Source organism: Planctobacterium sp. R6, from assembly GCF_055755215.1.
This window is the reverse complement of sequence record NZ_JBVTQY010000020.1, coordinates 20,356-44,241: the sequence shown is the minus strand read 5'-3', so window position 1 is coordinate 44,241 and position 23,886 is coordinate 20,356. Positions and strand designations below refer to the sequence as shown.

Genomic DNA, 23,886 nt, shown 5'->3' with positions numbered 1-23,886 from the left:
ATCAGACTCCAATAAAGGCTTTACTGGTGCTGAGGGTATACAACTCAATTTCCGCCCTGGCTTTGGGGTGCTCCTCCACAATGTAATCAAATCGCTTCCAGTAAAAGCGCCACTCAAGAGACTCAATTTCATTGAGATACTCCCAAATATGGCCATATTCACCTTCCAGGACCAGTAACACGCCATGCTGAAATAAATTAACCCGGGCACCGCTGTCTGCATTGATGTCCATCATTCTCACCGGTGGAATAGACTCCATCTGCAGCACTTTGAGCTTTCTGGACTGGCTTAAAATCTTTTCCAATACCTCCGGCATTTTGTTTGCCGGGATCAAATCCACCGTTTGTTCACGCAGCTTTTCATCTATCTCTGTAATTTGCTGTGCAAACTTTTCGCGGTTTTTGCGCAAGGGTTCGTTGGGATCTTCCGCGAGCTCTAATTCTACGGCCTGAATTTGAGTGTCTAACTGACCCGATTGAGACTTCTGCCTCTCCACAGTCCGGGTTAGCTTTTCAATTTCAATTTGTACCGGCTCAACTAACCACACATAGCCACCGAACAACACGGCCACCAAACCGCTAAACAGCGCCAGCGTTTTTTCACGGGTCGACAATTCCGCGAACTTATCTTCCACATCAGACCAGCGTTTTATATCAATATTCATGGTTGCCCGGCTCCCGCAACGCCCGCCGCTTTTTTCAGGACTTCTTTTTCAACTGCCAGTTCTACCAAATCAGAGCTGATAACAAAATTCAGATTGTCCTGGTCATCTCTGAACATTCTGGCACCGGCAAAACTGCGGCCGGTAAAATAGTTGGATTGGCGCAACTGGCTCACCCAAAACGGTACTTTGGCAGACTCAATGGTGGCACCTTCCATGCGAATTTTTTGTTCGTGAATGCTGATACGCGTTAACCAAACGCCATCCACATGATTAAGCGCCAGATCTTCCATCAGCATAGAAAAGCCCTGATTTTTCAGTTGCTCACGTCCGCGAAGTTCATCCAGCAGCAGTCCTTTATCACGTGCTTCATTTTGTAGTTTTTGCACCTGAGAGACCAGGGCCGGATCCTGCGCCCGGGTATCACGGGCATTGGTGAGCATTTTCAACATCTTAGTCTGCTGTGTGTATTTTTGCTGAATATCCCGGGTAGCAACCTGCATGTCGCGATATTCCTGATGGTAATGCTCACTGATGGCAAACAACACAACCCCACTAAACAACCACATCAGCAGGACAAATCCTGCAGTAAACAAATTTAGTTTCGGTTTCAGTTCATCCGGAAAGAGGTTAACGCGGTACTTCACGCGGCATCTCCTTCTTCGACATCAACCGGTAAGGCTTTGTCTGTGGTGGCAAACGCGCCCCCCAATGCGGCTAATGAGGCATCGGTAAAACTCAATGATTCAAACTTGGGACAATCGGGGATAAAGGCCTCAGCTTCAACCTGCATCGCATCAGTGATCAACTTCGCCAGCACAGCCTGATGTTGGGTATCCAGATTCAGATAAATGCGTTTAACCGGGGCTTGCCGCAACTGGCTCTCAAAAAAGTCCATGGAACGCTGTAACTCAACGCTGAGTGTTTCTGATACCCCCATTTGCAATTCCATTTCAGTGAAGGTACTGATTTGTTCATAACCTTTAATGCGTCGCGAGAAGTACATTCTTCCGCCTTTGACGATATTCAGACACACCTCTGCGCCCGGAGCCTGAAACATGGTGACATAACCATCCTGGTCTTTGGGTAATAACTCACAGGTAGCCAGTTCTTCCACCGTCACACTTTCCACAAACAATCCGGCTTCCAGCACGCCTTTACATACTTCAAATAACTCGGCTTTGGGAATAGCAACCACATTGACCTTATTGGCCCCGGTGGTTTGTGCCGGTAAATCAAAATAATCAATGACCACTTCATCTTGCGTCATGAGCAGGTCTTTTATGGACCATTGCAATGCTGAAGCGATTTCTTCCTCAGGAACGGCGGGTTTATCGGTTTGCACCAGTTTGTATTTTTTAGTGGCAAATACGAGGGTGGTTTTGGTGTTGTTTAGCCCCTGCTCAGACACCAGTTCTTTTAACTGAGTTTGCCAGTCCTGCAGTGGAAGAGTTTGATCAAGCACCCAGGTTTTCTGACCATCAATATCCTGAGTGGCACACACATGCAGACCGTTGACATCATACTCGATCCCCAACGACGCAAAACCGGACGGCTTGCGATTCATGTAGGAAATCAGTTTTCTCCAACCTATGCGCATATGTTACTTTTTATTCTTGTATTTTTTGGTATTAGAACAAACTCTGGGCAAAATCACCATATCTCGTCTCTCTCTTATCATATTATTTATCTGCAACTTTGTCGGTTTCTTAGACTTTTTCTGACTATTAGCACCTGACGCTACTGCATTAACTGATGTTTATTGTCCCAGAGTCTTCTCATTGAGCAATCCGACAAAAGTATAAAATACTATGTAATTCAATACGTTTTGTGGATTGTACCGGCTTTTGGTAGGGTCTGTTTTATTCTCATTGAATTGCGGATATAGTAGGACCAGTTAACTATAACCCCGCGACCTCAATGCCTTTTTGCTAAATGGAATTCACCACCATGAAAATGGATTTTATCAAAAAATATCTGCACAGCCTCAGCCGCTATGATGGCTATATAATTCTGTTGGTGGTCACGCTCGGGTTCGGCAGTTTTATGAGCGAATTTTATCACCAGCACAAGCATGTTGACTGGCTCATATTGCCCAAGGTTTCAGACTTTTTCAGCCCCGGAAACGCATATCGAAGCTGCGTCTATACGGTGATATTACTGATACTGTCAACGGTGTTGCGCCATGCCACCAACAACAGTAAAGACAAATCCTGGCGCTATATGGCGGTTATGGCCTTTTCTATTGTGGGTTCGGTCATTGTTGCTCTGATTACCAGTAATCAGCCCTCTGATATGCCCTTCATCTGGGCACTGGCTTTCTCTCTGGTTCACATGGGTTATTGGTGTTGGAAGCGAGAACACATTGAAACCTCCAACTATCAAACCAGGATAAGAGAAACAACCACCCGGCTAGATAAGATACTGAACACCATGCCAAAAGATGAAGCATTCACGGCAATGGGAGTGGGCACAGCCACGACATTTGGCATGTTATCCGTTATCACCGATATGGCCAGGGAAGCCCAAAGTGACGACGAAAAGCGACTGGTCGCCGAAAGTGCCAGAGAGCAAATCAAAAAAGCACTGGCTTCAATGTGTCGCATAGCGTCTTTGTGGACCATATCGAATGCGAGATTATTTGAGGCCAATATAATGGTGGTTACATCAGCTGAAGACGCGGTTAATATTCCTGACGCCGGTGATGCTTTTGAGAGAGGAAGGTACTTTTTTCCAGACCCCTGTACCTTAGAGACACTGAATCTGGGCTGTGCAAAATGCCTGTATTTGCTACCTGAATTGGCAATCAACAGCAAAGATGGTGGCGAGGTGTTGTTGCAACCGATTATGTTACCGGTGGAATTAACCTCTGAAACTCACCCCGGCGTCATAAAAGGCGCACCGGAGGCGATTGAAACAGGGCGGGTCGTATCAATTCACGATGTAAAAGAAATCATAGACAATCTGCCCGCTAACTACGTCGCCAGACAAAAAGAAGCGATTCAGTCCTATTATGACAGCCAGGAAAACTGTGGTTCTATTCTATCTGTGCCATTGGAGATATCTTCTGGCCCGCAGAAAAACAAAGGGCAGATAGTTGATGCCGTCATCAACCTGTATCGCCCGGAAGATGGCCTGATTAAGTCTCCTGAATTGTTTCAGGAGTTTACCCGTCCGCTTGTACTCATGATCGCGAATCTGCTATATTTATACATGAAAAACAAAGAGTTCTGCCATTCCCAGGGCACAGATGCAGAAGCTTAGGCAAGAATCAAAATGCAATTTTGAGACAAGTCATTAATGCCTTTAGGCAAAAAAAGTGGTAACTTGCCGATATAGAGTCAAATGACAGTGTTAGCCCCATAGTTTAATTTGAGCAATGGCTCGGAGATAAATGATGAAAGAACAGAAGATTGTCAAAACAGTAAAAGAGCACAAAAAGCTGAGAACAGCTTCTCCTGCAACTTACTATGTTGTTGCCCCTTCTGGTACGTCTAAAGAAGAGCGTTTTGAAAACCTTAAACAGCAATACCAATCCATGTTAGCCGCACAAAATGAAATGCTGCTCGAAAGCGAAATGTTGGTTAAGGCAGTTTACGGTGAGGTAGCTTGCGGCTAACCCGTCCGGATGAATATTTGTAACAAAGGCACCTATCCGGTGCCTTTGTTATTTTTCGGAACTTCGATTGCTCTGAATACGGCTTTGCTGCAATAAAAAACCCCGCGATGGCGGGGTTTTTGTTCATTGAAACTTTACATTGTAAAAGTTGAAAAATTAAAACGGAATATCGTCATCAAAGTCAAAATCCGGCTCCTGCATAGGCTGGGCAGGTTGTTGTGGTGCCTGGTTAAAGCCGCCACTCCCCTGATTGCCACCGCGATTTGGCTGACCACCGCCCTGATTCGGCATTTGCTGATAACCTGGCGCTTGTTGTGGCGCACCGCCACCTTGTGCGCCCTGGTTAGGCTGATAACCACCACCTTCGTTACCGCCCTGACGGCCACCTAACATTTGCATGTTGTCGGCAACAATTTCAGTGGTGTAACGATCCTGACCGTTCTGGTCCTGCCATTTACGCGTTTGCAATTTGCCTTCAATGTAAACCTGAGAGCCTTTTTGTAAATATTGTCCGGCGATTTCCGCTAACTTGCGGAACATCACAATGCGGTGCCACTCGGTGCGTTCCTGCAATTGCCCTTGCTGATCTTTCCAGCTTTCACTGGTGGCGACGCTGATGTTGGTGACAGCGTTACCGTTTGGCATATATTTTACTTCCGGGTTTTGCCCCAGGTTGCCGACAATAATAACTTTGTTGATACCTCTGCTGGCCATGATTTCTCCTAATTCTCTTCTGGATCAGCCAGTTTTCTGGCTTGTAATATATCAAAATGTTTGCCCTGAACCTTCAGGTACACGGCTGATTCGTCCGGTACAATGGTGTACTCACTGATACCCGGTAAAGCATTAAATTCCGTTTGTAGTGTCGCTAAGTCTCGTCCGGCTAAATTCAAAGTCAGCGTGTAACGAGACAGACGCTCGGATGCATGGAACCCTACAAACAAACCTGTCCAAAGAATACAGATGCCTGCCGCTAAATACCAGACTAACTGGGAACCGAAGTTAGCCAGTATTAAACCTGAGACCAAGCCGCCTAAAAATGCGCCAAAAAACTGGAAGCTGGCGTAAACTCCCATTGCTGAGCCCTTTTTACCTGGCGGCGCGATATTGGCCACCATAGCTGGCAGATTAGCCTCAAGGTAATTGAAGCCTGTAAAAAATAAGATAATAAAAGCCATCAGGCCATAAAAACTGTCAGCCAGATTGGCCAGACCGACAAAAGCGATGGCCATCAACCACAACGCCACTATGATTACGACATGGCCGGGCAGTTTTCTGCCTGCGCCCATCAACAGGGCCATACCCACTATTGCCAGTAACAGTATGGGCAAATAGAGCATCCAGTGTTGCCCCAACTCCCAGCCTAAATTTTGTAAATTCACCGGAAATTGCACAAACACCAAGGTAATCATCATATGCAGCAGCAAGACACTGACATTCAGCCTTAGCAGGGATTTCGACTGCAGTATGTGTTTTATCTGCGACTTACCCGGCAAGGTATCACCACTGGGGGCATTAACCACCACATTGGGCACACCAAACAACACTAACGGAATACAGATCAGGGCCAGCACGGCAGTGATTAAAAAGATACCTTGCAGACCGGCTGAGGCAGCCAACAATGGGCCGATAATTAACGATAAATAAAATGAAAAACCAATCGCGATGCCGATAGTAGCCATCACCTTACTGCGCTGATTTTCGCGACTGATATCCGCCGCCAGTGCCATAATGGCGCCAGCGATAGCTCCCGTTCCCTGCAGAAAACGCCCCAGAGTTAACAACCACATTGAATCCGCCATAGCCGCTATCAGACTACCAAAGGCGAATAAAACTAAGCCTCCGATAATAACCGGTTTACGTCCCAGTTTGTCAGATAACATGCCCATCGGAATTTGCAACAGGGCCTGCGAAAGACCATAAGCGCCAATAGCGGCCCCCACCCACACCGGCGTGTAGTCGGGGTAATCCTGCGCAAGTACTACCAGCACCGGCATCACCATGAATAACCCCAGCATACGCATCAGGTAAACAAAGGCCAGTGACAGGGCGCCACGTATTTCGGTCTGGTTCAAAACGGTCGAATTTCCTGTCAGAAACGGTCAAAAAAAGGTCGCGAATTTTAGCACATAACCTGGGTCAGAGACAGTATCTATTGCCCATATGGGATAAATTAAACCATTTGCTAACTACTGTATATATATGCATATAATACTCTTTTTGCGAACAGCTATTTCTACCGCATGGACAAAATTACCGTCAGGGGTGCCAGAACCCACAATCTCAAAAACGTCAACATCGAGCTGCCACGGGATAAACTGATCGTGATCACCGGTCTGTCCGGCTCTGGCAAGTCTTCTTTGGCCTTTGATACTCTGTATGCCGAAGGCCAGCGCCGTTATGTTGAATCCCTGTCAGCATATGCCAGACAGTTCTTATCCATGATGGAAAAACCCGAAGTAGATCACATTGAGGGTCTGTCTCCGGCGATTTCTATCGAGCAAAAATCCACATCCCATAACCCGCGTTCGACCGTGGGCACTATCACCGAAATATACGATTACCTGAGATTGTTGTTTGCCCGTGTCGGTGAACCTCGCTGTCCGGATCACAATGCCCCTTTGCAAGCACAAACTGTCAGCCAGATGGTGGATAAAGTGCTGGAATTGCCGGAAAACAGCAAAATGATGTTATTAGCGCCGGTAGTAAAAGATCGCAAAGGCGAACACATTAAAACTCTGGAAAATCTGGCCGCTCAGGGCTTTATCCGGGCCAGAATCGACGGTGAAATCTGTGATCTTTCCGATCCGCCGGAACTGGATTTACACAAAAAGCACAGTATTGATGTGGTTGTTGATCGCTTTAAGGTGCGGGAAGATCTGCAGCTGCGCCTGGCTGAGAGTTTTGAAACCGCACTGGAACTCTCAGCCGGGGTAGCGCGTGTTGCCTGGATGGACGAGCCGGAAAAAGAAGAGCTGGTATTTTCGGCTAATTTCGCCTGCCCCCATTGTGGTTACAGTATTACCGAGCTGGAACCGCGTTTGTTTTCCTTCAACAACCCGGCGGGCGCCTGTGGCACCTGCGACGGCCTGGGAACCAAACAGTTTTTTGATCCGGTGCGTTTAATCACCAATGAAGAGATCAGTATTTCCGGCGGAGCCATTCGCGGTTGGGACAAACGCAGTTACTACTATTTTCAGATGCTGCAAGCCGTTGCTGAGCATTACCAATTTGATCTGAACACACCGTTTAACGAGCTGGATAAAAAAGCACAGGATATCGTGCTCTTCGGCAGTAAAGGCACTTCAATCAATTTCAAGTATATCAATGATCGCGGCGATATCATGACCCGCAAACATCCCTTTGAGGGGATCATCCCCAATATGGAGCGCCGCTACAAGGAAACCGAATCCAATGCCGTGCGCGAAGAACTCTCTAAATATCTGAGTCAGCAACCTTGCACCAGTTGCGGTGGCAGTCGATTGCGCCAGGAAGCCCGCAACGTGTTTGTGGCAGATACCACATTGCCGACAGTATCAGAAATGTCGATTGTAGAAGCCAAAGACTTCTTTACCCATCTGCAGTTACAAGGGCAACGAGCGCAAATTGCTGAAAAAATCCTGAAAGAAATCAACGACCGACTGACCTTTTTGGTGAATGTCGGCCTGAATTACCTGAACTTGTCGCGCAGCGCCGATACCTTATCCGGCGGTGAAGCCCAGCGGATTCGCCTTGCCAGCCAAATTGGTGCAGGTCTGGTAGGTGTCATGTATGTACTGGACGAACCCTCAATTGGCCTGCATCAAAGAGATAATGAGCGCTTACTCAAAACCCTGACTCATCTTAAAAATTTGGGTAACACTGTGATTGTTGTGGAGCACGATGAAGATGCCATTCGACTGGCCGATTACATCGTAGATATCGGTCCTGGTGCCGGGGTACACGGTGGTCAGATTGTGGCGGAAGGTCAGTTAGAGGATATACTGAGCAACCCAAATTCGCTGACCGGCAAGTACCTGTCAGGCAAAGAGGCCATTGCCATACCTGAAAAGCGGGTACCAGTACAGGATGATGCCTGGGTTGAGCTGGAAGGCGCCACCGGCAATAACCTGAACGATGTTACCTTGCGGGTTCCGGTAGGGCTGATGACCTGTATCACCGGGGTGTCCGGCTCGGGTAAATCCACTCTGGTTAATGACACCTTCTACAAAATTGCCCATATTGAACTTAACGGTGCCACCACAGACGAACCGTCTCCTTATAAGTCCATCACGGGACTGCATCAGTTAGACAAAGTAGTGGATATCGATCAAAGTCCGATAGGCCGTACACCGCGCTCCAATCCGGCCACCTATACCGGTATTTTCACCCCTATCAGGGAGTTGTTCTCCGGTACGCAGGAATCCCGCTCTCGTGGCTACAAACCTGGCCGCTTTAGTTTTAACGTGAAAGGCGGTCGCTGTGAAGCCTGCCAGGGCGACGGGGTAATTAAAGTAGAAATGCACTTTTTGCCTGACGTTTACGTGCCTTGCGATGTGTGTAAAGGCAAACGCTACAATCGCGAAACGCTGGAAATTCAGTACAAAGGCAAAAACATTCACGAAGTCCTGGAAATGACGGTAGAAGACGCCCGCGTGTTTTTTGATGCCGTACCTGCGATTAATCGCAAATTACAAACCCTGATGGACGTAGGCCTGTCCTACATTCGATTAGGACAGGCTGCCACCACCCTTTCCGGTGGTGAAGCGCAACGGGTGAAGTTAGCAAAAGAATTGTCCAAAAGGGATACCGGCAAGACCCTGTACATTTTGGACGAACCCACCACTGGCCTGCACTTTCACGATATCAAACAACTACTGGCGGTGTTGCATCGCCTCAGAGATCACGGCAACACAGTGGTAGTTATTGAGCACAATCTCGATGTCATCAAAACCGCAGACTGGATTGTCGATCTCGGTCCGGAGGGTGGCTCCGGTGGTGGTAACATCATCGCCGAAGGTACACCGGAACAAGTTTGCAAAGTAAAAGCTTCACATACCGGTCATTTTCTTGCACCATTTCTTAAAAAAGAATAATCAAGGAAACGCACATGCTGGAAGAATCCTACAAAGTTCGATTTTACGAAACCGATGCCCTGAAACACGTAAGTAATACCACGTTGGTGCAATGGTTTGAGTCTGCCCGGGAACCTATTTTTAAGATGTTCACTCCTGAGTTGGATGTCGACAACTGGCCGCTGATTTTGGCCAGTTACAAAGTGGACTTCCTGAAACAGATATTTTTGGGTGAGGTAACAATCAAAACCGGCATTAGCCGTCTCGGTGGCAGCTCATTTGACGTTTTTCAGGAAGTTTGGCAAAACGGCGAGCGCTGCGCCAAAGGTGTTACGACCATGGTGCACTTTGATTATCAGGGCCAAAAAGCCTGCCCGGTACCTGACGCGGTTCGCGCCCAACTGCAAGATATTTCAGTGGCAGCAGACTGATGACGGATTTCATTAAAGTCATACCCAATGCGCTGGATAACGACACCTGCGATAGCCTGATGGCTAAATTTGCACAACACCCGGGGACTTTTGAAGGTCGCACCGGTGGTGGAGTGGATACCAGCAAGAAAGTCAGCCGGGATATTTCCATCAGCAACAACCCGGAGTTTCAGGAAGAGTTCACTAAAGTCGTTCACGCCACAACACGGCAGGTGATTGATTATTTTGATGAGTTCTTTTTTGCCTTTATTGGACCGTTGGGGATTAAAGTCAGGCACCCGCAAACCGGTGAACCAACCAACATTACTGATGAGAACTATGAGGAGCTGGCCAAACCTAAAATTGACCAGTTTATTCCGCAGTTCTTTCGTTTTGGTGATGTTAATATGCAGAAATATGAGGCGCGTAAAGGCGGTTATCCTTACTGGCATTCGGAAGTCTATCCACAAATGCCCAATAACGAAGCGCTGCACCGAATTTTATTGTTTATGTATTACCTGAATGATGTGGATGAAGGTGGCGAAACTGAGTTCTATTATCAAAAGAAGCGCATCAAGCCCGAAAAAGGCACTATGGTGATTGCGCCGGCGTATTTTACTCATACCCATCGTGGCAATGTCCCCATCTCAGGCGACAAACAAATTATAACGTCCTGGGTATTGTTCCAGCGCGCCGAGCACCTTTATCGCGGTTAAACCGCGATAGCCTTGCTAACCCCAGGCATTCCCTCTATTCAAACGGCTCTATGGCTTCTCCCACCATATTGTAGCCAACCGTCGCCATATCACCGGTCCAGCCTTCAGTTTGTAGTGTACCTGTTACCCAGATGGCATCGTAAAGGTTGTCAACATTTGCCCCTTTGGGAAATTTAACAAACACAATCTGATTAGACGGCGGTGGTGGGACGTGTATACAGGCGCCGAAAAAAGGCACCAGCAGAAACTCAGTAATGGTGTCATCACCTTCCAGCGGCACCACAAAGCCTGGAATTTTCACCTGTTTACCGTTTAAGTCCGTTCTCACCGGAGCGTTCGCATTGGATTGTGCCATCGGGTTGTTATGGTCAATCTCCGGAATTTCTTCTGAGGGTACATAACCTTCGGGTATCAACTCTTCCCAATACAATTCCAACGGTTCCGCGCTAACAACCGGACAAACCAAAGACAACAATAATAAAGTGCTAGTTAAAATGCTTTTCATAAATCAAACTTTAGAGGGTGCAAAGGGGTTAAAAACAACTTCATTGCCTTCGCCGGGCAATGCAGGAATATTGCGGGCCAGGATCAGTGAGCAAAATGCAAAGCCTGCCCCGATAAAAAATACCAGGCTTGGCGAGGTTAACCATACGATACCTAGTAAAGCCGGGATCACTACCGCCGCGATATGGTTAATGGTAAAGCTAACTCCGGCAGTTGAAGCGATATCCTTAGGATCTGCAATCTTCTGGAAATAGGTTTTAATGGCAATAGCCAGAGCAAAAAACAGGTGATCGATAATAAACAACGCGCCGGCCAGCATTGCATTGTCTACCAGGCCATAAGCAATAAATAACAGGAACAACCCGATGTATTCAAAAGTTAATGCGGTTTTGTCCCCGACTTTGTGGATCCATTTGCCGATGGCTGGCGCAAACAGCAGGTTAAATATGTAGTTGACCGCAAAGAGTAAACTGATGTGGCCCACGCTATAGCCAAACTTCTCCACCATCATGAAGGCGGCAAACACCACAAAAATTTGCCGTCTTGCACCGCTGAAAAACGTCAGCGCATAATACAACCAGTAACGTTTGCGCATGATCAGGTTTTTATGTTGACCGGTTGCTTCTTTAAAGGTGGGGAAAGTGATCCATAAAATGACGACAATCAACAGGCCAGCACCACCTGCCAACATATACATGGCGTTGTAACTGATACCAAACCATTCCATCAACACCCAAATCGCCCCATAGGCAAACAGCGATGCAAAACTCTTAACCGCTAACTGCTGTCCCATAAAGTGGGCGGTTTTATCTTTGTGTAACCATTGCAGTGTCAGCGATTGGTTGACGGTCTCAAAATAATGAAATCCAATAGACATTATTACTGTGGTGCAATACAAACCAATCTCAAAAGGAAACCAGCCCGTTAGTGCAACACCAACCGACATCAACGCCAACGACAGCATTGCAAAGGTCTGCTCTTTTAACACCAACAGTACAAATACCGCTGTAAACGCTAAAAACCCTGGCACTTCTCTGAGGCTTTGCAGCAGGCCAATTTCAGCACCGGTAAAACTGGCTTTTTCAATCACAAAATTGTTCAGCAGTGCGTTCCAAACCGAAAATGTTAACGGCATAACAAAGGCCATAGCTAACAACAATACTTCCGGCTTCTGACGAAGTATCTGCAATTGCGACATCATTGGGTAAACCTGAAAAAGGGAAAGACCGGATTGTAAAGCAAATTGCTAGCTGAGCCTAATTCAGTTAAATAATAAGGTTACTTTTCATTGGCGGAGATTGATTTTTAACCGGTAAAAAAGTGGTACAACACCCACAATTAACTAAAACAACCTGAATTGAGCTCATTTTCTGAACCATTTGGTCAACTTTTGATAAATTTTTGCATTGTAATTGTCACAATTCGTAACCAAACTGCTCAATGTTTGAACAGGACGCTTTTGTTCCAAACAACAAGAAACATAACAATAAATAAATTCCCTTGTGACAAATCCGGAGACAATAATGAAAAAGGCTCTCGTAACCCTCACCACGGTGGCATTATTTAGCCCCCTGGCGTTGGCTCAGGTAGAAAATGGAGAATTCGAATCCTGGACAGGCAATACACCTGACGGTTGGACCACCATAGATTCAGGTATCAGTGTAAGTCAATCCACCAGCATCAGTTATAATGGCACCAGTTCAGCCGCGGTAAACGTAACAACTGGCAGTCAAAGCTCTACTGATTTCAGGCAAACGGTGAGTGTGACTTCGGGTCAAACTTACGACTTCAGCGCACGCATTTATCATACCGAAGGTAACGTAAGAGCGCGTTTATATGTCAACGGTTACCAGGGATATTCCAATGAAAACCTGACCAACCAATGGCAGCAGATCAATCAATCCTATACCGCCAGCTCCACAGGAACCATCGAAGTTGGATTGCGCTTTTATGATGTCAGCGGCTTTGATGGCGCAGAAATTGTTTATGTGGACAGCTTTGAACCTACCGATTCAGGCTCTTCGGGTGGAGGTTCTGGGGGTGGCTCAGGCGGCTGTTCCGATACCAGTGCCGAGTTAAGTTTATCTACCGATAATTACGGTGGCGAAACCAGTTGGCAATTAACAGACGCCAGCAGTAATCAAATTGCCAGTGGCAGCAATTTATCCAGCAATACCACTTACACCGAGACATTCTGTCTGGCAGACGGTGATTACACCTTCCAGATTAATGACAGCTATGGCGATGGCATTTGCTGCGGCTATGGCAATGGCGTCTACAGTATGACGGTTGACGGCACTCAGGTGTTCAGCGGCGGTCAGTTCAATTCAGTCGCAACCCATAGCTTCACTGTTGGTGGCGGCTCCGGTGGTGGTGGTTCTGGCGGTGGCGGTAATTCAGACCTTGGCGCTTATTATCAATCAGCCGAAGGTTTGAGTGGCTACACACTGAAAACCGCATTGCACGACATCATCAAGGGACACAGCAACCAGGGCTATGGCGCGTTATGGACCTTTTATGAGCAAAACGAACTGGATAGCTATTACGAAAACGACGGCACGATCCTGGATATCTATTCAGAAGCCCCCAATGGTTCCGACCCGTTCAATTTTACCAAAGTGACAGATCAATGCGGAACATACAGTGGCGAAGCAGACTGCTATAACCGTGAACACTCTTTCCCGAAAAGCTGGTTTGGCGGCACAGTGGAGCCAATGAACTCAGATGTTCACCACATTTTTGCCTCTGACGGCTATGTAAACTCAAAACGCAGCAGTTACCCATATGGTGAGGTAGGTTCAGCCAGTTACACCTCCAGCAATGGCTCCAAACTCGGGTCCTCCGCGTCAGGTTTGGGTTATTCGGGTACTGTTTTTGAACCCATTGACGAGTTTAAAGGCGACCTGGCACGCGCATACTTCTACATGGCGACCCGCTACGAAGATGTTATCGCTAACTGGGAAAATAACAGCAGTTATGGCAACGCCGTGCTAAATGGCAGCGCAAATCAGGTCTTTGAAGCCTGGTTCCTGGCCATGTTGAAGCAATGGCACAACCTGGACCCAGTAAGCCAAAAGGAAATTGACCGAAACAACGCCGCAGAATTACACCAGGCTAACAGAAACCCCTTTGTTGACCATCCACAATTTGTGGCTGATATCTGGGGTAACTAAACACAAGCACCTACAATAATAATAACAATAACGACAGAAAGTCAGGGCTCCATCGGGAGCCCTTTTTCGTTCCAGCAAGACCCCCTGAAATTTATCCATCCTGTCTATGATACTAATCCCATTCAGTATCGCATGGGACAGGTATCAACACGTGTAATCTGAGAGAATAAATCAATGATAAAACCGCACTTTTTCACTGCGATCCTGATAAGTATAACGTTCAGTAATTTTGCCTATGCTGATCCGCCGTCAAACATACAGGCCAATGACCTGGTGGCATTATTTGAAAAGCTGAGTGGTAAACACCCCGGTATCCGCAAAGCACATGCCACAGGAGTGTGTGCCTCAGGTCGCTTTGAACCCAACCCTCAGTCAACGTTATTTTCTGCATCACCGCTATTGTCTCAAGGTTCGCTGCCGGTAATTGCCAGGTTTTCTGTCGGTGGCGGCATCCCACAAGCCGATGAACGCAATCCCGGTACACGGGGAATGGGCGTTCAGATCATGTTACCGGATGGCGCGCGACATATGTTTACCGGGAATAACTTCCCGGTATTTGCCGGCAAAGATCCTGAAACCTTTTTCGGATTTCTGTCCACCCTGTTGCCGGATGAAAACGGACAACGGGATCCACAAAAAACGCTTGATTACATCAGGGCTAATCCCAGTGTTCAGGCAAACGCGGCATGGAACAAACAGGCCAAAACGGCATATTCCTACGCCAATACCGAATTTTTTGGCCTGCATACCTTCTTTTACAACAACGCGGGCAAGGCCATAAAATTCCGCTGGCAAATTACGCCGGATCTCGGCGTGAAAACCATCGATCCGCAGCAGGCCCAACAACTCCCGGCATCATTTCTCTCTGATCGCCTGGCTAAACAACTGGCTGACAACGAAGTCAGCTATACGCTGCGTGCGGTACTGGGCCATGAAGAAGATGTAATTAATGACCCCTCAGTGCAGTGGCCAGAAGACAGAGAAAATGTCTCACTGGGCCGGATTGTGTTGCAAAAATCCGGGGATGACAGCTGCACGGCCATTAACTTCGACCCCAATGTGCTGTCACAAGGGTTCAGTGCAAGTGATGATCCGGTGCTAAGAATGCGCTCAGCGGCCTATGCCATTTCATTTGGTAAACGCCTGAGCGGGCAGTAAAAAGAGGCACCTGGTTAGTAACAAAAAAATTGCAACCGCGAAGCTTTTGCTCTGAAAGAGTATGCCAAATCGTCTTAGCATGAGCCATTCAGCACAACAACTCCACGCGGTTGCATCGAATCGGCATAGCTGTCTTGAAACCGCCCCTCAACGCTACGATGGGTCTCAATCTCACTATGCCGAAACTCAGTATCAGTAAGCAGTATTTAATCCACCATGCTCACTTCTGATTGATAAGTGTGGTTGCCGACTTTGAATTGACCTTCACCTTTCCATGATGAATCCAGGCTAAAGCTGGCAGAAAAAGGGGCAGATGCAAAGCCAATAGCTGGCGGAGTAAAAGGTAAACTGGCTTCACCATTAACAGCCCCCACCCGGACGATATTGCCATATCCGGTGCTATGCATTGCACCTGACACTTTAGCAGTGAACGATTGTGGATGTTCAGTGCCTTCCAAAATGGTCCCCTGAGCCTGACCGTGTAACTCACCACTTGCTGCATCGACAGTTACCGCCAGTGTCATCGAACCAGAACCCACAACACCTTTTTGCGGGTTGAAACTCAATTTAAGTAAATATAAACCTGTATCCGACCAGAGCGTGCTGATCTTTGCGGTGCAATTTTGCAGCAGTCTGTGTGCAATTTATTCGCTACTTCCCTTTAGCTCACCTGCTTCGCAGGCCAGCTAAAGCTGTTCTATGCTATTCCAACGGTATTTCGTAAACAAGGCGAATGCTTGAAGGTCTGGTGGTTCTCGATAACTGCTCCTGCGTTATTCTAATCACCTACATCCATGTCGGGATAAATCAAAAGCATACAACGAGGTATAAATTACACACAGGCGCTGCCCGACGGGTTCGTCATATAAGCGCTTTACTCTTTGTCACAGCCCCTTGACTTAGCACCACTAGGCCTGTAGGACTGTTCCGCGATTAAAGCGCTTATATCTAGAACAAATTTTGTACAGCAAAGGTCAACACGCTCTCATAACTCTCCTGTATTTATTCAGTGTTTAAATACTTCAGTGGTTTTACTGAAGCGACACAATAAATTTAATCAAACAGGCTCAGATTTGTTATTACACACAATTACAGGCTAATGGTACTTTGCAGGTTACCTGTTCAGGCAATGTTATTCGCGAAATTTTTCGACATATTTAGCGACGTTTTTTGCCAGATAGGCGGCCGTTTTTAAGTCAACATTATGCACTTCTCCATCCGCAGATTGTGCCGTAACGCCAAGATGGCACCCCAGTCGGTTAACCCCCCTGGTTTGATCGTTAAATGGCGCATCCAGGCTCACCCAAAGCATGCCGTGTTGACTCGCCAGCAATTGCATGTAACCCAGCGTAGAGGCCTGATCCCCGTTATGCGCAGTACCCGAGGTGATACCGGCCGCCAACTTCCCGGCCCATTTTTGTTCTTGCCAGAAATCACTGGTGGCATCTGCAAACGCTTTGAACTGTGCCGAGACACTGCCCATATAGGTAGGCGAACCAAAGATGATAGCGTCACAATGGAACAACGCATCAAACAGCCCCTCGTTTTTAAAGCGCCCCTGAATGATTTCACTGCCGTCAATTCGGTGCGCTACCACTGCAAAGTCCATCGCCTCCAGGCACTGCTGTACCTCTGCACAGAGTTTGCCGGTAACATCGGTATTGGTAAAATAAACCAGTCCAATTTTCGCCATCTTTTTAATTGGTCCTTTTTTGTCTGTGATGATCCGCCACTCACCATACAAGAGGGCGCAAGGGAGATAAAGGGCTTGTGTTACGTTGCTTCCCTTGGTGAACAGGAGCGGTAAAGTGTTTTTCAATTTGCGTAGCGTTTCAGAAGGTTGCACTGATGTTGGTTCACAACAGACTCATCCTTCCTGACTAGTCCTGTTGTGAGAAAACAAAACCAGTTGGAATTGAAAAACAGAGCTTCTTTCCCGGGGGCTCACTGAATTAAATTTGAACTCAGTGTTTCACAATTTATTTAAATCAGGGGCAGGATTGACTGCAATTAATGCATCACGTAAACACGAGGTTTAAATTAGAGCCTGTTGATCAGGTTAGCGTATTCCAGGTATTCATAGCCAATTCAGCTATTTTTAGCAGTGAATCTTTACCAGCTCCATCTCTTGCCTTTATAGACATCCCTTGTTGTATAGCTATGTAATAATCAGCTATCGCTTCTACATTAGACTTCTCAGAAATTTCCCCGGACATTTTACTTTGTACCAATATATCCTTGAGCATCTGTGTTGCATTATTTCTTTTTTCACTTAGCAACTGATGTATTTCTGTACTCTTTTTACCTGAATGTATAGCGCCAAGTGTTACTAAACACCCACCGGGTTTGTGAGGCTGAGTAAAAACTTCAGCGCTCATGTTTAACATCTTTTCCGTAGCACTTCGCGCATTAGACTCAGCTTTTACTGCGCTCCAAATCAGTTGTCCTTCTGTTGCCAAATACAACTCCACAACTTCCTGAAAAAGCTGGTCTTTGGAACCGAAAGCAGCATAAATACTGGGCGAGTTTAAGCCCATACTCTCAGTTAAATCAGACATTGAGGTTCGATCATAACCTTGACTCCAGAATGTCATCATTGCTTTTTTCAATATCTCATTTCTATCAAACTTCCGTGGGCGCCCTCTCTGCTTCACACAATTCTCCTCGACAAGTTAATTTTGTACTAATCATAACAAAATTATTGACTGATGAAACTCAGCAAGATAATTTATGTAACGATCATTACATAAATAGGAGAAATATATGTCTGAATTTAAAAATAAAGTCGCTTTTGTAACAGGCGGTAGCAGAGGTATGGGTGCAGCTATTTCCAGACGTCTGGCAGAGAAGGGAGCCAACGTGGTTCTCACTTATAATAGCTCAGAAAGTGAGGCATATGAGGTCCTCAGTTTCATCGAGAGTACAGGCCAGAGGGGGCTGGCAATACAAGCAGACAACGCGAATCCTGAAGAGGTAAAAAGTGCAGTTGAAAAGACCGTCGCAGAATTTGGAAGGATAGACATTCTTATAAATAATGCTGGAATTTTTGATGCTAAACCTATTGAAGAATTTACATTGAATGATTTTCAAAAAACTCTTGATATCAATGTTCGTGCTGTATTTGTAGCGTCCCAAATAGCGTCAACCTATATGACGCAAGGCGGCAGAATCATTTCTATCGGTAGCAATCTGGCCAAGCGTGCACTGATGCCAGGGCTGAGTCTATACAGTCTCAGTAAGGCAGCACTTGTTGGTTTCACAAAAGCCCTGGCCCGGGATCTCGGTTCACGTAAAATTACAGTTAATATCATACACCCTGGCTCTACTAATACAGCTATGAACCCCGCCGATGGTGAATTCTCTGATATGCAAAGAAGTACAATGTGTATCCCTCAATACGCTGAGCCGCTGGATGTCGCGAATTTAGTTGCATGGCTTTCAAGTGATGAAGCCCAATGTATAACCGGAAGTGAAATCACTATAGATGGGGGAACAAATGCCTAATCAATCACCATCAACTTAATCTATTTCACAAATGCCTGCCCGGACTTTTGCGCTTTTTGCCTTCATAAGTTTTGTAGTAGTAACTGCGGAGTTTATGGTTATTGGGTTAATTCCCAACATAGCTAAGGATCTTCAGATTACCCTTCAACAGGCGGGAACCCTTGTGACATGGTTCGCATTGTCTGCCGCACTACTGGGCCCTGTAGTAACTTTGCTCTCTGGAAGGGTTAATTCCCGTAAATTTGCGCTATTGGCTATGTTGTCATTTGCAATTGGAAACCTGATCCTTGCACTTTTCCCTTCTTATTCGATGGCAGTAGTAGTTCGGGTAGTACAAGGAAGTTTGCTGCCGTCGATATTAAGCATTTTATCACTAGCCGCAGTTAAGCAAGTTAGCCATCAAATGGAGGGGTGGGCCATATCCCGTGTGAATCTCGGAGTTGCACTTGCCACTGTATTAGGTATACCGATGGGGACAATAATCGCTGCGGCAAGTGACTGGAAAATCAGTGTACTGGTGTTATCTGCTTTAAGTTTCATAGCGATTATTGCCATTATCTTTGGGTTTCCGTCGTTTCAAGACAAAAAGGGAGGCATTAGGCCTTTAGCGCAATTATCGTTGTTATTGCGTTTCAGATTCCTGGCTCACCTGATCTTATCCGCTTTGTTGTTCACTGGTATGTTTTCCGGATACACGTACATCGCTCCTTTACTGTCTTCCGTTGCTGATTTTAGTGAGATAGCCATAGGATGGACCCTGATAGGCTTTGGCATTGCGGGAATTGGGGGAAACTTTGTCGCTGGGCGTTTTTCAGCCTCAAATAACTTGTCTTCTACAATTTATGTTTCCATCGTTCTTGTTTTTTCGATGGTAATGGTTGTACCAATAAGCAGGCACTTTCCGTTGTTGTTATGTGTTTTACTGCCCATATGGGGAGCTTCTCATATGGCAGCTTTCGTCGTAACTCAAGTACGAGTAATGAAGGCAGCGCAAGGCTACAAAGGTTTTGCGGTTTCCTTAAATTTATCTGTATGCAATTTAGGTATTGCATCTGGTTCTTACATTGGCGGAGTAGCCGAAGCTAAATTGGGGATAGTTAACGTTGGTTACATTAGTACTTTTTTTATCATATTAGTTCTGGCAGCATCAATAGCGGCTTTATGTGCAGGGGCCCTGTCCGGACCCCATGCTAAATTAACTCAACGTTAAAGATGGTTGCCGTTAGTTGTCAAACAGGCTTTTCAGTTTTTCTTTGGCCTTTTCTTCCAGCTTGGCTTTTTCTTCGTCCAGTTTTTCCTGAAGTTTGGCTTCGGCCTGCTCTTTTATCAGCGCTTTGACCTTGTTTTTGCCTTCTTTAATCAGATTGTCCAGCATCGAATCGACAATCGCGGCGCCCAGTTGATCAGCCGGTATGCCATTGGGTACGCCGATGGCATCAGCCTGGAATGTGGGTAAGGTCAGTTCAAACTGGCGTTGTTGTAGTGGAATCTCCCCTAAGTCCATGGCAGCAATATCAAGCGTAAATTTAACGTCTTTTACAGTGATTTTCTTTACGCTCATCAAAGGATTAATGGCATCACCAGATTGTGCTTCCGGTTCAGGCGCTGACTGAGGCAATGAGGCCTGAATGTTGTCTTTTAGCACGACCAGATTAGCTTTACCTTGCTGATTAACTTCATACAAAACTTCCGGGCTATCAATCAGAATTTCGTCGATAACGTAGGGCTCCTGAGTAGACGTTCCCAGATCCACTTTAACGGTATGTAAACCAAAGGCATTCGCCTGCGAATAGCCTTGCGGATTGGCGATACTAAGCCCACTAATTGTGACTTTGGCATCAGACAACACGGTTTCCACCTGATTAACGGTAACGTTGGTTTTGGTTACTGTTGTACCTTGTTTTTCCAGTTGCTCCTTGATGAACCCATCCAGCCCCGACAGCCCCATGTAAATAAAGCCGCCCACGGCCACGAAAATAACAAGCAATGCAATTAGCAGTTTTTTCATTTTTTCCTTCCTGATTAAGATGAAATTAGTTCACAATTTTAGCGCTTATGTTAGGGCTTCTTAACCCACTCGCCCTGCATATTTTGAAGGTAGTGACCCGACTGAGTTTTTTCTGCCGCTTTTTCCGCAGCCAGCTTCGCCACCACGTCAACACTGACTCCGTTTTTGCTGGCCAGTTGTTGGTACAACTGTTTGCGTTTGGCATTTACGTCTGCAATCAGCGATTGCGCTGCTTTGTTGTTGACCACCAGTCCCAGATAACCGTCCAGTTGCTCGCCCACCAATCCATCGGCTTTCGCCTGGTCCAGAGTTACAGCAAACGCCATCGCGTTGATGGATAACAGGAACAAAAATAAGACAGGTTTAAGTAATGTTTTCATGTTGTGTCCCTATGTTTGGTTAAAACAATTCACTGTCTTCACTGAAGACATTGTCTAATTCTTTATCCAGCTTCACCCGGATCTCGTGCTCAATTTTGACATTGAGATTGATGGTAATGGGCTCTTTTGCGGCCACCTCAACCCGGTGGCTACAACCGCCCAGCAACACGGCCAGTAGGGTGAGCCCGGTCAGCGATATAAATTTCATTTGACTACCTCATTGTTTAAAACCGTTGTTCAATGGCTTTTGAAATATCCTTACCCGCTCTCAGCGCTTTGAGTCCAGTATACAGATTAGTACTGAAAGTCGGATTAAAATTAATGGGTTGCTGTTGCTCAGGATTTACCCCTTTAATATTTACCGCCAGTTCCAGCCAACCATCCGTTTGTAAACTCATCGTAGTCTGCAACTGTGAATATTGCAGATTTTCCAGTAACCCCAATGCTGCAGCCAGGCTCTGCTGACTGTGCTTCAAATTAATAAATGCGGGATTGTCTTTTATCTGGATCACGCCATTCTCCACTGCATTGAGTTTAGCTTGACGCACACTAACAGAACCTTCGCTGAATATAACCGGTATGGCGCCGCTTAACGCGCCGGTTACCACTAAACCAGGCTGTTCGAATAGTGTCACCAGTTCAGGAACCGATAGTCGTTCTACAGCAAGGCTCAGTTGATTTTCAGGGTTGAGTGGATAAAAAGGCGTTGTAAAACCGACATTGCCGCCCAGCAAGCTTGCCGAAAAAGACTCAATCACCGGGTTTGTAAGCCCATCGGGAGTTTGCGTATCAGGGCTTAGTCGATAACTCAGTGCGATATCATCAAGGTTTACCCCGGCAAAAAAGCGTTCAACTTGCAGGTTTTGCGTGTCGCTGATGAGTTTACCATCCGGGGAAAGCACACCTTTAAACTGGGTTTGTGCATTGCTCAGCAGATAGTTGTCGTAACTGGCGGACAATCCGTTGAGTACCATTTGAATACCGACAGGAGACAAGCTGCCATTGAGTAAGTGAGCATTCACCTCGGCCGAAACCATACCACCTTGTATCTTTAGTTTATCCGGAATACCTGCGATGAGCTTGAGCCAGGGATGTAATGGCGAAGGCTGTAGCTCATAGTGCAAGGATAAATTCTGTAAGTCACCCCTTGTGCTCAGTGCCGATCCCAGCTTGTCATTCAGTTGAATCCGATTATCAGACACCAGGCTGTCCGGACTCAGCTGATAATCCCCCGAAAGCGACAGTTGTCTGATGCTCAGTGAATAGTCGTCGGCAACACTGGCTTTAATAGTGTCGATACTTGCCTGATATTGCCCGTCTACCTGCCATTTTTCTGCCTGTAAGCTAATGTCAGAGTACCCTGACACCTGTAAAGCTCCGGCCTGAAGAGGCAAATCAGCAGCGATCATTTTGGCCCAGTCGGAGCTGATTACCTGCCATTGAGACAGTTTCACCTGTTGTCTGGCGGGCGATAAGTCCAGGCTGCCAGCCAGGATAAATTGCACAGGTAGCTGCTGCGCGTTTTTTTGCAACACAAGATTACCTTCTACGCTCACCTGTCCGTTAAGGGTTTGCTGCTGCAAATTTGCGTTTATTGATTGCAACTGGGCCTGCCAGCCACCACTGTGCAACAGCACAGGGGCTGAAACCTGTATTTCCGCAAGCCCGGCAATAAAAATTGTCTCAGGTAGTGTAACTTGTACAAACTCTGACACTGGATTTTGTAATTGCCAGTCCTGCCACCTCAACGACTCAACAGGTGCTGTGCTCCATTGAGCCAGGCCACCCACTATCAGTGGCTGTTGAGTTATGCCACTCAACCGCCAATTCTGATTGTTTTTATCTATGCTGAAACCCACGTCTCCCTGCAATGAAAGTGGTTTGCCCTCATTTTCCGCTAGCGCGAAAGTTGCACTAAGACTTCGAATGTCATTGTGCGCGGAGAGTTGCTCAAGCTTAGTCGGGTCCAGCTTAATGTTACCTGTCCAGATGCCTGACAGAGATTTAACCGGACTCAGATGGCTATTTAGTACCGGCAGCGGTAGTCCTTCTGCCATAGTAAATAGCTCAGCCAGTGAAAGCTGCCATGCAAGCGCCACGTCACCGGTTTTATGCTGGGTTAGCTGCAACCAATCAGATGCCTGTATCAGGTTCGTAAACCGAATATGATTGTTATCCGCGTCAGAACGGGTACTGATTTGCCATGAAAATAATGAGGAGTTGCTGCCAGATGATTGGTTCGTTTCGCCTGTGAATTGCAACTGAAATTGCGAAACATTTATATTGGGCAACCGCAACCAGGGGATCACTCCTTCTACAGCACTGGCGGAATTTGACTCTGACTGGGTATACAGCTTAGCTGTGGGCACCTGCAGTAAAAGTTGTTTTACCTGTATTTTTTGCAAGGTCTCATGTGCAGGGTTGCCGGACAGCAATGCCGTGACAGAAAACCCCACCTGCGCATCGTGCACTTCCATGGTGATGCCCTGATATTGCAGACACAGGTGTTTAATGTATAGCTGCTTGACGGACTTTAACTGCCAGTCAAGGCATTGCAGTTCAGCATCGAATTGTTCTACGCTGGCAGCTAACTGCTGATGTATAACACCGGGTAAGTAAAAATAACCAGCCACTAACACCAGTAGCAGGGTAATAAAAACCGCCTTGATCCCGGTAGCCTTATTCACCGTTGAGCAACC

The 23,886-nt window shown here is 46.6% G+C and carries 23 protein-coding genes; 9 read left to right on the top strand and 14 right to left on the bottom strand.

All coding sequences use genetic code 11. The features are described from left to right. Position 1: 1 nt before the first annotated feature. Genes gspM through AC0J20_RS13550 form a run of 3 tightly spaced genes read right to left on the bottom strand, consistent with a single transcriptional unit; the run spans position 2 to position 2,228 of the window. The gene (gene gspM, locus AC0J20_RS13560) at positions 2–664 is read right to left on the bottom strand and encodes a type II secretion system protein GspM (RefSeq protein WP_229531269.1); all 663 of its coding nucleotides are present in this window, start codon (positions 662–664) and stop codon (positions 2–4) included. Further along, positions 661–1,308 (bottom strand): PilN domain-containing protein, encoded by a 648-nt coding sequence (locus AC0J20_RS13555; RefSeq protein ID WP_229531268.1) that lies wholly within the window; start codon positions 1,306–1,308, stop codon positions 661–663. The genes gspM and AC0J20_RS13555 overlap by 4 nt, the downstream gene beginning before the upstream one ends. After that, on the bottom strand, positions 1,305–2,228 hold the full coding sequence (locus AC0J20_RS13550; protein ID WP_229531267.1) for a type IV pilus biogenesis protein PilM: 924 nt from the start codon (positions 2,226–2,228) through the stop codon (positions 1,305–1,307). Before AC0J20_RS13550 ends, AC0J20_RS13555 begins: the two co-directional genes overlap by 4 nt. A gap of 383 nt (positions 2,229–2,611) precedes the next feature. Here AC0J20_RS13550 and AC0J20_RS13545 point away from each other — a divergent pair, with 383 nt between their 5' ends. Both AC0J20_RS13545 and AC0J20_RS13540 read left to right on the top strand, forming a co-directional pair. Beyond that, entirely contained in the window at positions 2,612–3,925 is a 1,314-nt protein-coding gene (locus AC0J20_RS13545; protein WP_473022062.1) for a hypothetical protein, read from the top strand. Positions 3,926–4,055: 130 nt separating this feature from the next. Beyond that, positions 4,056–4,280, top strand: coding sequence for a hypothetical protein (locus tag AC0J20_RS13540; RefSeq protein WP_473022060.1), 225 nt, complete (start codon positions 4,056–4,058; stop codon positions 4,278–4,280). Between the two features lie 156 nt (positions 4,281–4,436). Here the strand turns inward: AC0J20_RS13540 and AC0J20_RS13535 are convergent, their stop codons facing one another. Together AC0J20_RS13535 and AC0J20_RS13530 are read right to left on the bottom strand one after the other, a co-directional pair. Beyond that, on the bottom strand, positions 4,437–4,994 hold the full coding sequence (locus tag AC0J20_RS13535; protein ID WP_473022059.1) for a single-stranded DNA-binding protein: 558 nt from the start codon (positions 4,992–4,994) through the stop codon (positions 4,437–4,439). Between the two features lie 8 nt (positions 4,995–5,002). Beyond that, positions 5,003–6,355 (bottom strand): MFS transporter, encoded by a 1,353-nt coding sequence (locus AC0J20_RS13530; protein ID WP_473022058.1) that lies wholly within the window; start codon positions 6,353–6,355, stop codon positions 5,003–5,005. 168 nt (positions 6,356–6,523) lie between these two features. Here AC0J20_RS13530 and uvrA point away from each other — a divergent pair, with 168 nt between their 5' ends. Genes uvrA through AC0J20_RS13515 form a run of 3 tightly spaced genes read left to right on the top strand, consistent with a single transcriptional unit; the run spans position 6,524 to position 10,460 of the window. Next, on the top strand, positions 6,524–9,355 hold the full coding sequence (gene uvrA, locus AC0J20_RS13525) for an excinuclease ABC subunit UvrA (RefSeq protein WP_473022057.1): 2,832 nt from the start codon (positions 6,524–6,526) through the stop codon (positions 9,353–9,355). A gap of 14 nt (positions 9,356–9,369) precedes the next feature. After that, positions 9,370–9,765, top strand: a complete 396-nt coding sequence (locus tag AC0J20_RS13520; RefSeq protein WP_229530950.1) for an acyl-CoA thioesterase — start codon at positions 9,370–9,372, stop codon at positions 9,763–9,765. After that, the gene (locus tag AC0J20_RS13515) at positions 9,765–10,460 is read left to right on the top strand and encodes a 2OG-Fe(II) oxygenase (RefSeq protein WP_473022056.1); all 696 of its coding nucleotides are present in this window, start codon (positions 9,765–9,767) and stop codon (positions 10,458–10,460) included. Before AC0J20_RS13520 ends, AC0J20_RS13515 begins: the two co-directional genes overlap by 1 nt. A gap of 34 nt (positions 10,461–10,494) precedes the next feature. Here the strand turns inward: AC0J20_RS13515 and AC0J20_RS13510 are convergent, their stop codons facing one another. Both AC0J20_RS13510 and AC0J20_RS13505 read right to left on the bottom strand, forming a co-directional pair. Continuing rightward, positions 10,495–10,965 carry a DUF3299 domain-containing protein gene (locus AC0J20_RS13510; RefSeq protein ID WP_473022055.1) on the bottom strand — a complete coding sequence of 157 codons (471 nt, stop codon included), beginning with the start codon at positions 10,963–10,965 and terminating at the stop codon, positions 10,495–10,497. Positions 10,966–10,968: 3 nt separating this feature from the next. Continuing rightward, positions 10,969–12,162 (bottom strand): MFS transporter, encoded by a 1,194-nt coding sequence (locus AC0J20_RS13505; protein WP_229530994.1) that lies wholly within the window; start codon positions 12,160–12,162, stop codon positions 10,969–10,971. A gap of 325 nt (positions 12,163–12,487) precedes the next feature. Between AC0J20_RS13505 and AC0J20_RS13500 the strand changes: the two genes are divergently transcribed. Both AC0J20_RS13500 and AC0J20_RS13495 read left to right on the top strand, forming a co-directional pair. Next, positions 12,488–14,137 (top strand): endonuclease, encoded by a 1,650-nt coding sequence (locus tag AC0J20_RS13500; protein WP_473022054.1) that lies wholly within the window; start codon positions 12,488–12,490, stop codon positions 14,135–14,137. 174 nt (positions 14,138–14,311) lie between these two features. Further along, positions 14,312–15,295 carry a catalase family peroxidase gene (locus AC0J20_RS13495; RefSeq protein WP_473022053.1) on the top strand — a complete coding sequence of 328 codons (984 nt, stop codon included), beginning with the start codon at positions 14,312–14,314 and terminating at the stop codon, positions 15,293–15,295. A gap of 206 nt (positions 15,296–15,501) precedes the next feature. Here the strand turns inward: AC0J20_RS13495 and AC0J20_RS13490 are convergent, their stop codons facing one another. The 3 genes from AC0J20_RS13490 to AC0J20_RS13480 all read right to left on the bottom strand — a co-directional run bounded on the left by AC0J20_RS13490 (position 15,502) and on the right by AC0J20_RS13480 (position 17,904). Further along, complete coding sequence (locus AC0J20_RS13490; RefSeq protein WP_473022089.1) at positions 15,502–15,903, bottom strand: DUF1842 domain-containing protein; 402 nt, start codon at positions 15,901–15,903, stop codon at positions 15,502–15,504. 524 nt (positions 15,904–16,427) lie between these two features. After that, positions 16,428–16,988, bottom strand: a complete 561-nt coding sequence (locus AC0J20_RS13485; RefSeq protein WP_473022052.1) for a flavodoxin family protein — start codon at positions 16,986–16,988, stop codon at positions 16,428–16,430. A 361-nt stretch (positions 16,989–17,349) separates the two neighbouring features. Next, on the bottom strand, positions 17,350–17,904 hold the full coding sequence (locus AC0J20_RS13480) for a TetR/AcrR family transcriptional regulator (protein ID WP_473022050.1): 555 nt from the start codon (positions 17,902–17,904) through the stop codon (positions 17,350–17,352). Positions 17,905–18,058: 154 nt separating this feature from the next. Here AC0J20_RS13480 and AC0J20_RS13475 point away from each other — a divergent pair, with 154 nt between their 5' ends. Then, on the top strand, positions 18,059–18,799 hold the full coding sequence (locus AC0J20_RS13475; protein ID WP_473022049.1) for an SDR family NAD(P)-dependent oxidoreductase: 741 nt from the start codon (positions 18,059–18,061) through the stop codon (positions 18,797–18,799). Positions 18,800–18,830: 31 nt separating this feature from the next. After that, complete coding sequence (locus AC0J20_RS13470) at positions 18,831–20,009, top strand: MFS transporter (protein WP_473022048.1); 1,179 nt, start codon at positions 18,831–18,833, stop codon at positions 20,007–20,009. A gap of 12 nt (positions 20,010–20,021) precedes the next feature. Here AC0J20_RS13470 and AC0J20_RS13465 read toward each other — a convergent pair whose 3' ends face one another. From AC0J20_RS13465 to AC0J20_RS13450, 4 genes are read right to left on the bottom strand one after another with little or no spacing between them, the layout of a single operon-like run. Then, positions 20,022–20,822, bottom strand: coding sequence for a DUF748 domain-containing protein (locus AC0J20_RS13465; protein WP_473022087.1), 801 nt, complete (start codon positions 20,820–20,822; stop codon positions 20,022–20,024). Positions 20,823–20,857: 35 nt separating this feature from the next. Continuing rightward, on the bottom strand, positions 20,858–21,187 hold the full coding sequence (locus AC0J20_RS13460; protein WP_473022047.1) for a YdbL family probable chaperone protein: 330 nt from the start codon (positions 21,185–21,187) through the stop codon (positions 20,858–20,860). Between the two features lie 19 nt (positions 21,188–21,206). Continuing rightward, on the bottom strand, positions 21,207–21,395 hold the full coding sequence (locus AC0J20_RS13455; RefSeq protein WP_473022046.1) for a YnbE family lipoprotein: 189 nt from the start codon (positions 21,393–21,395) through the stop codon (positions 21,207–21,209). A 16-nt stretch (positions 21,396–21,411) separates the two neighbouring features. Beyond that, the gene (locus AC0J20_RS13450; protein WP_473022045.1) at positions 21,412–23,874 is read right to left on the bottom strand and encodes an intermembrane phospholipid transport protein YdbH family protein; all 2,463 of its coding nucleotides are present in this window, start codon (positions 23,872–23,874) and stop codon (positions 21,412–21,414) included. Between the last annotated feature and the right edge of the window lie 12 nt (positions 23,875–23,886).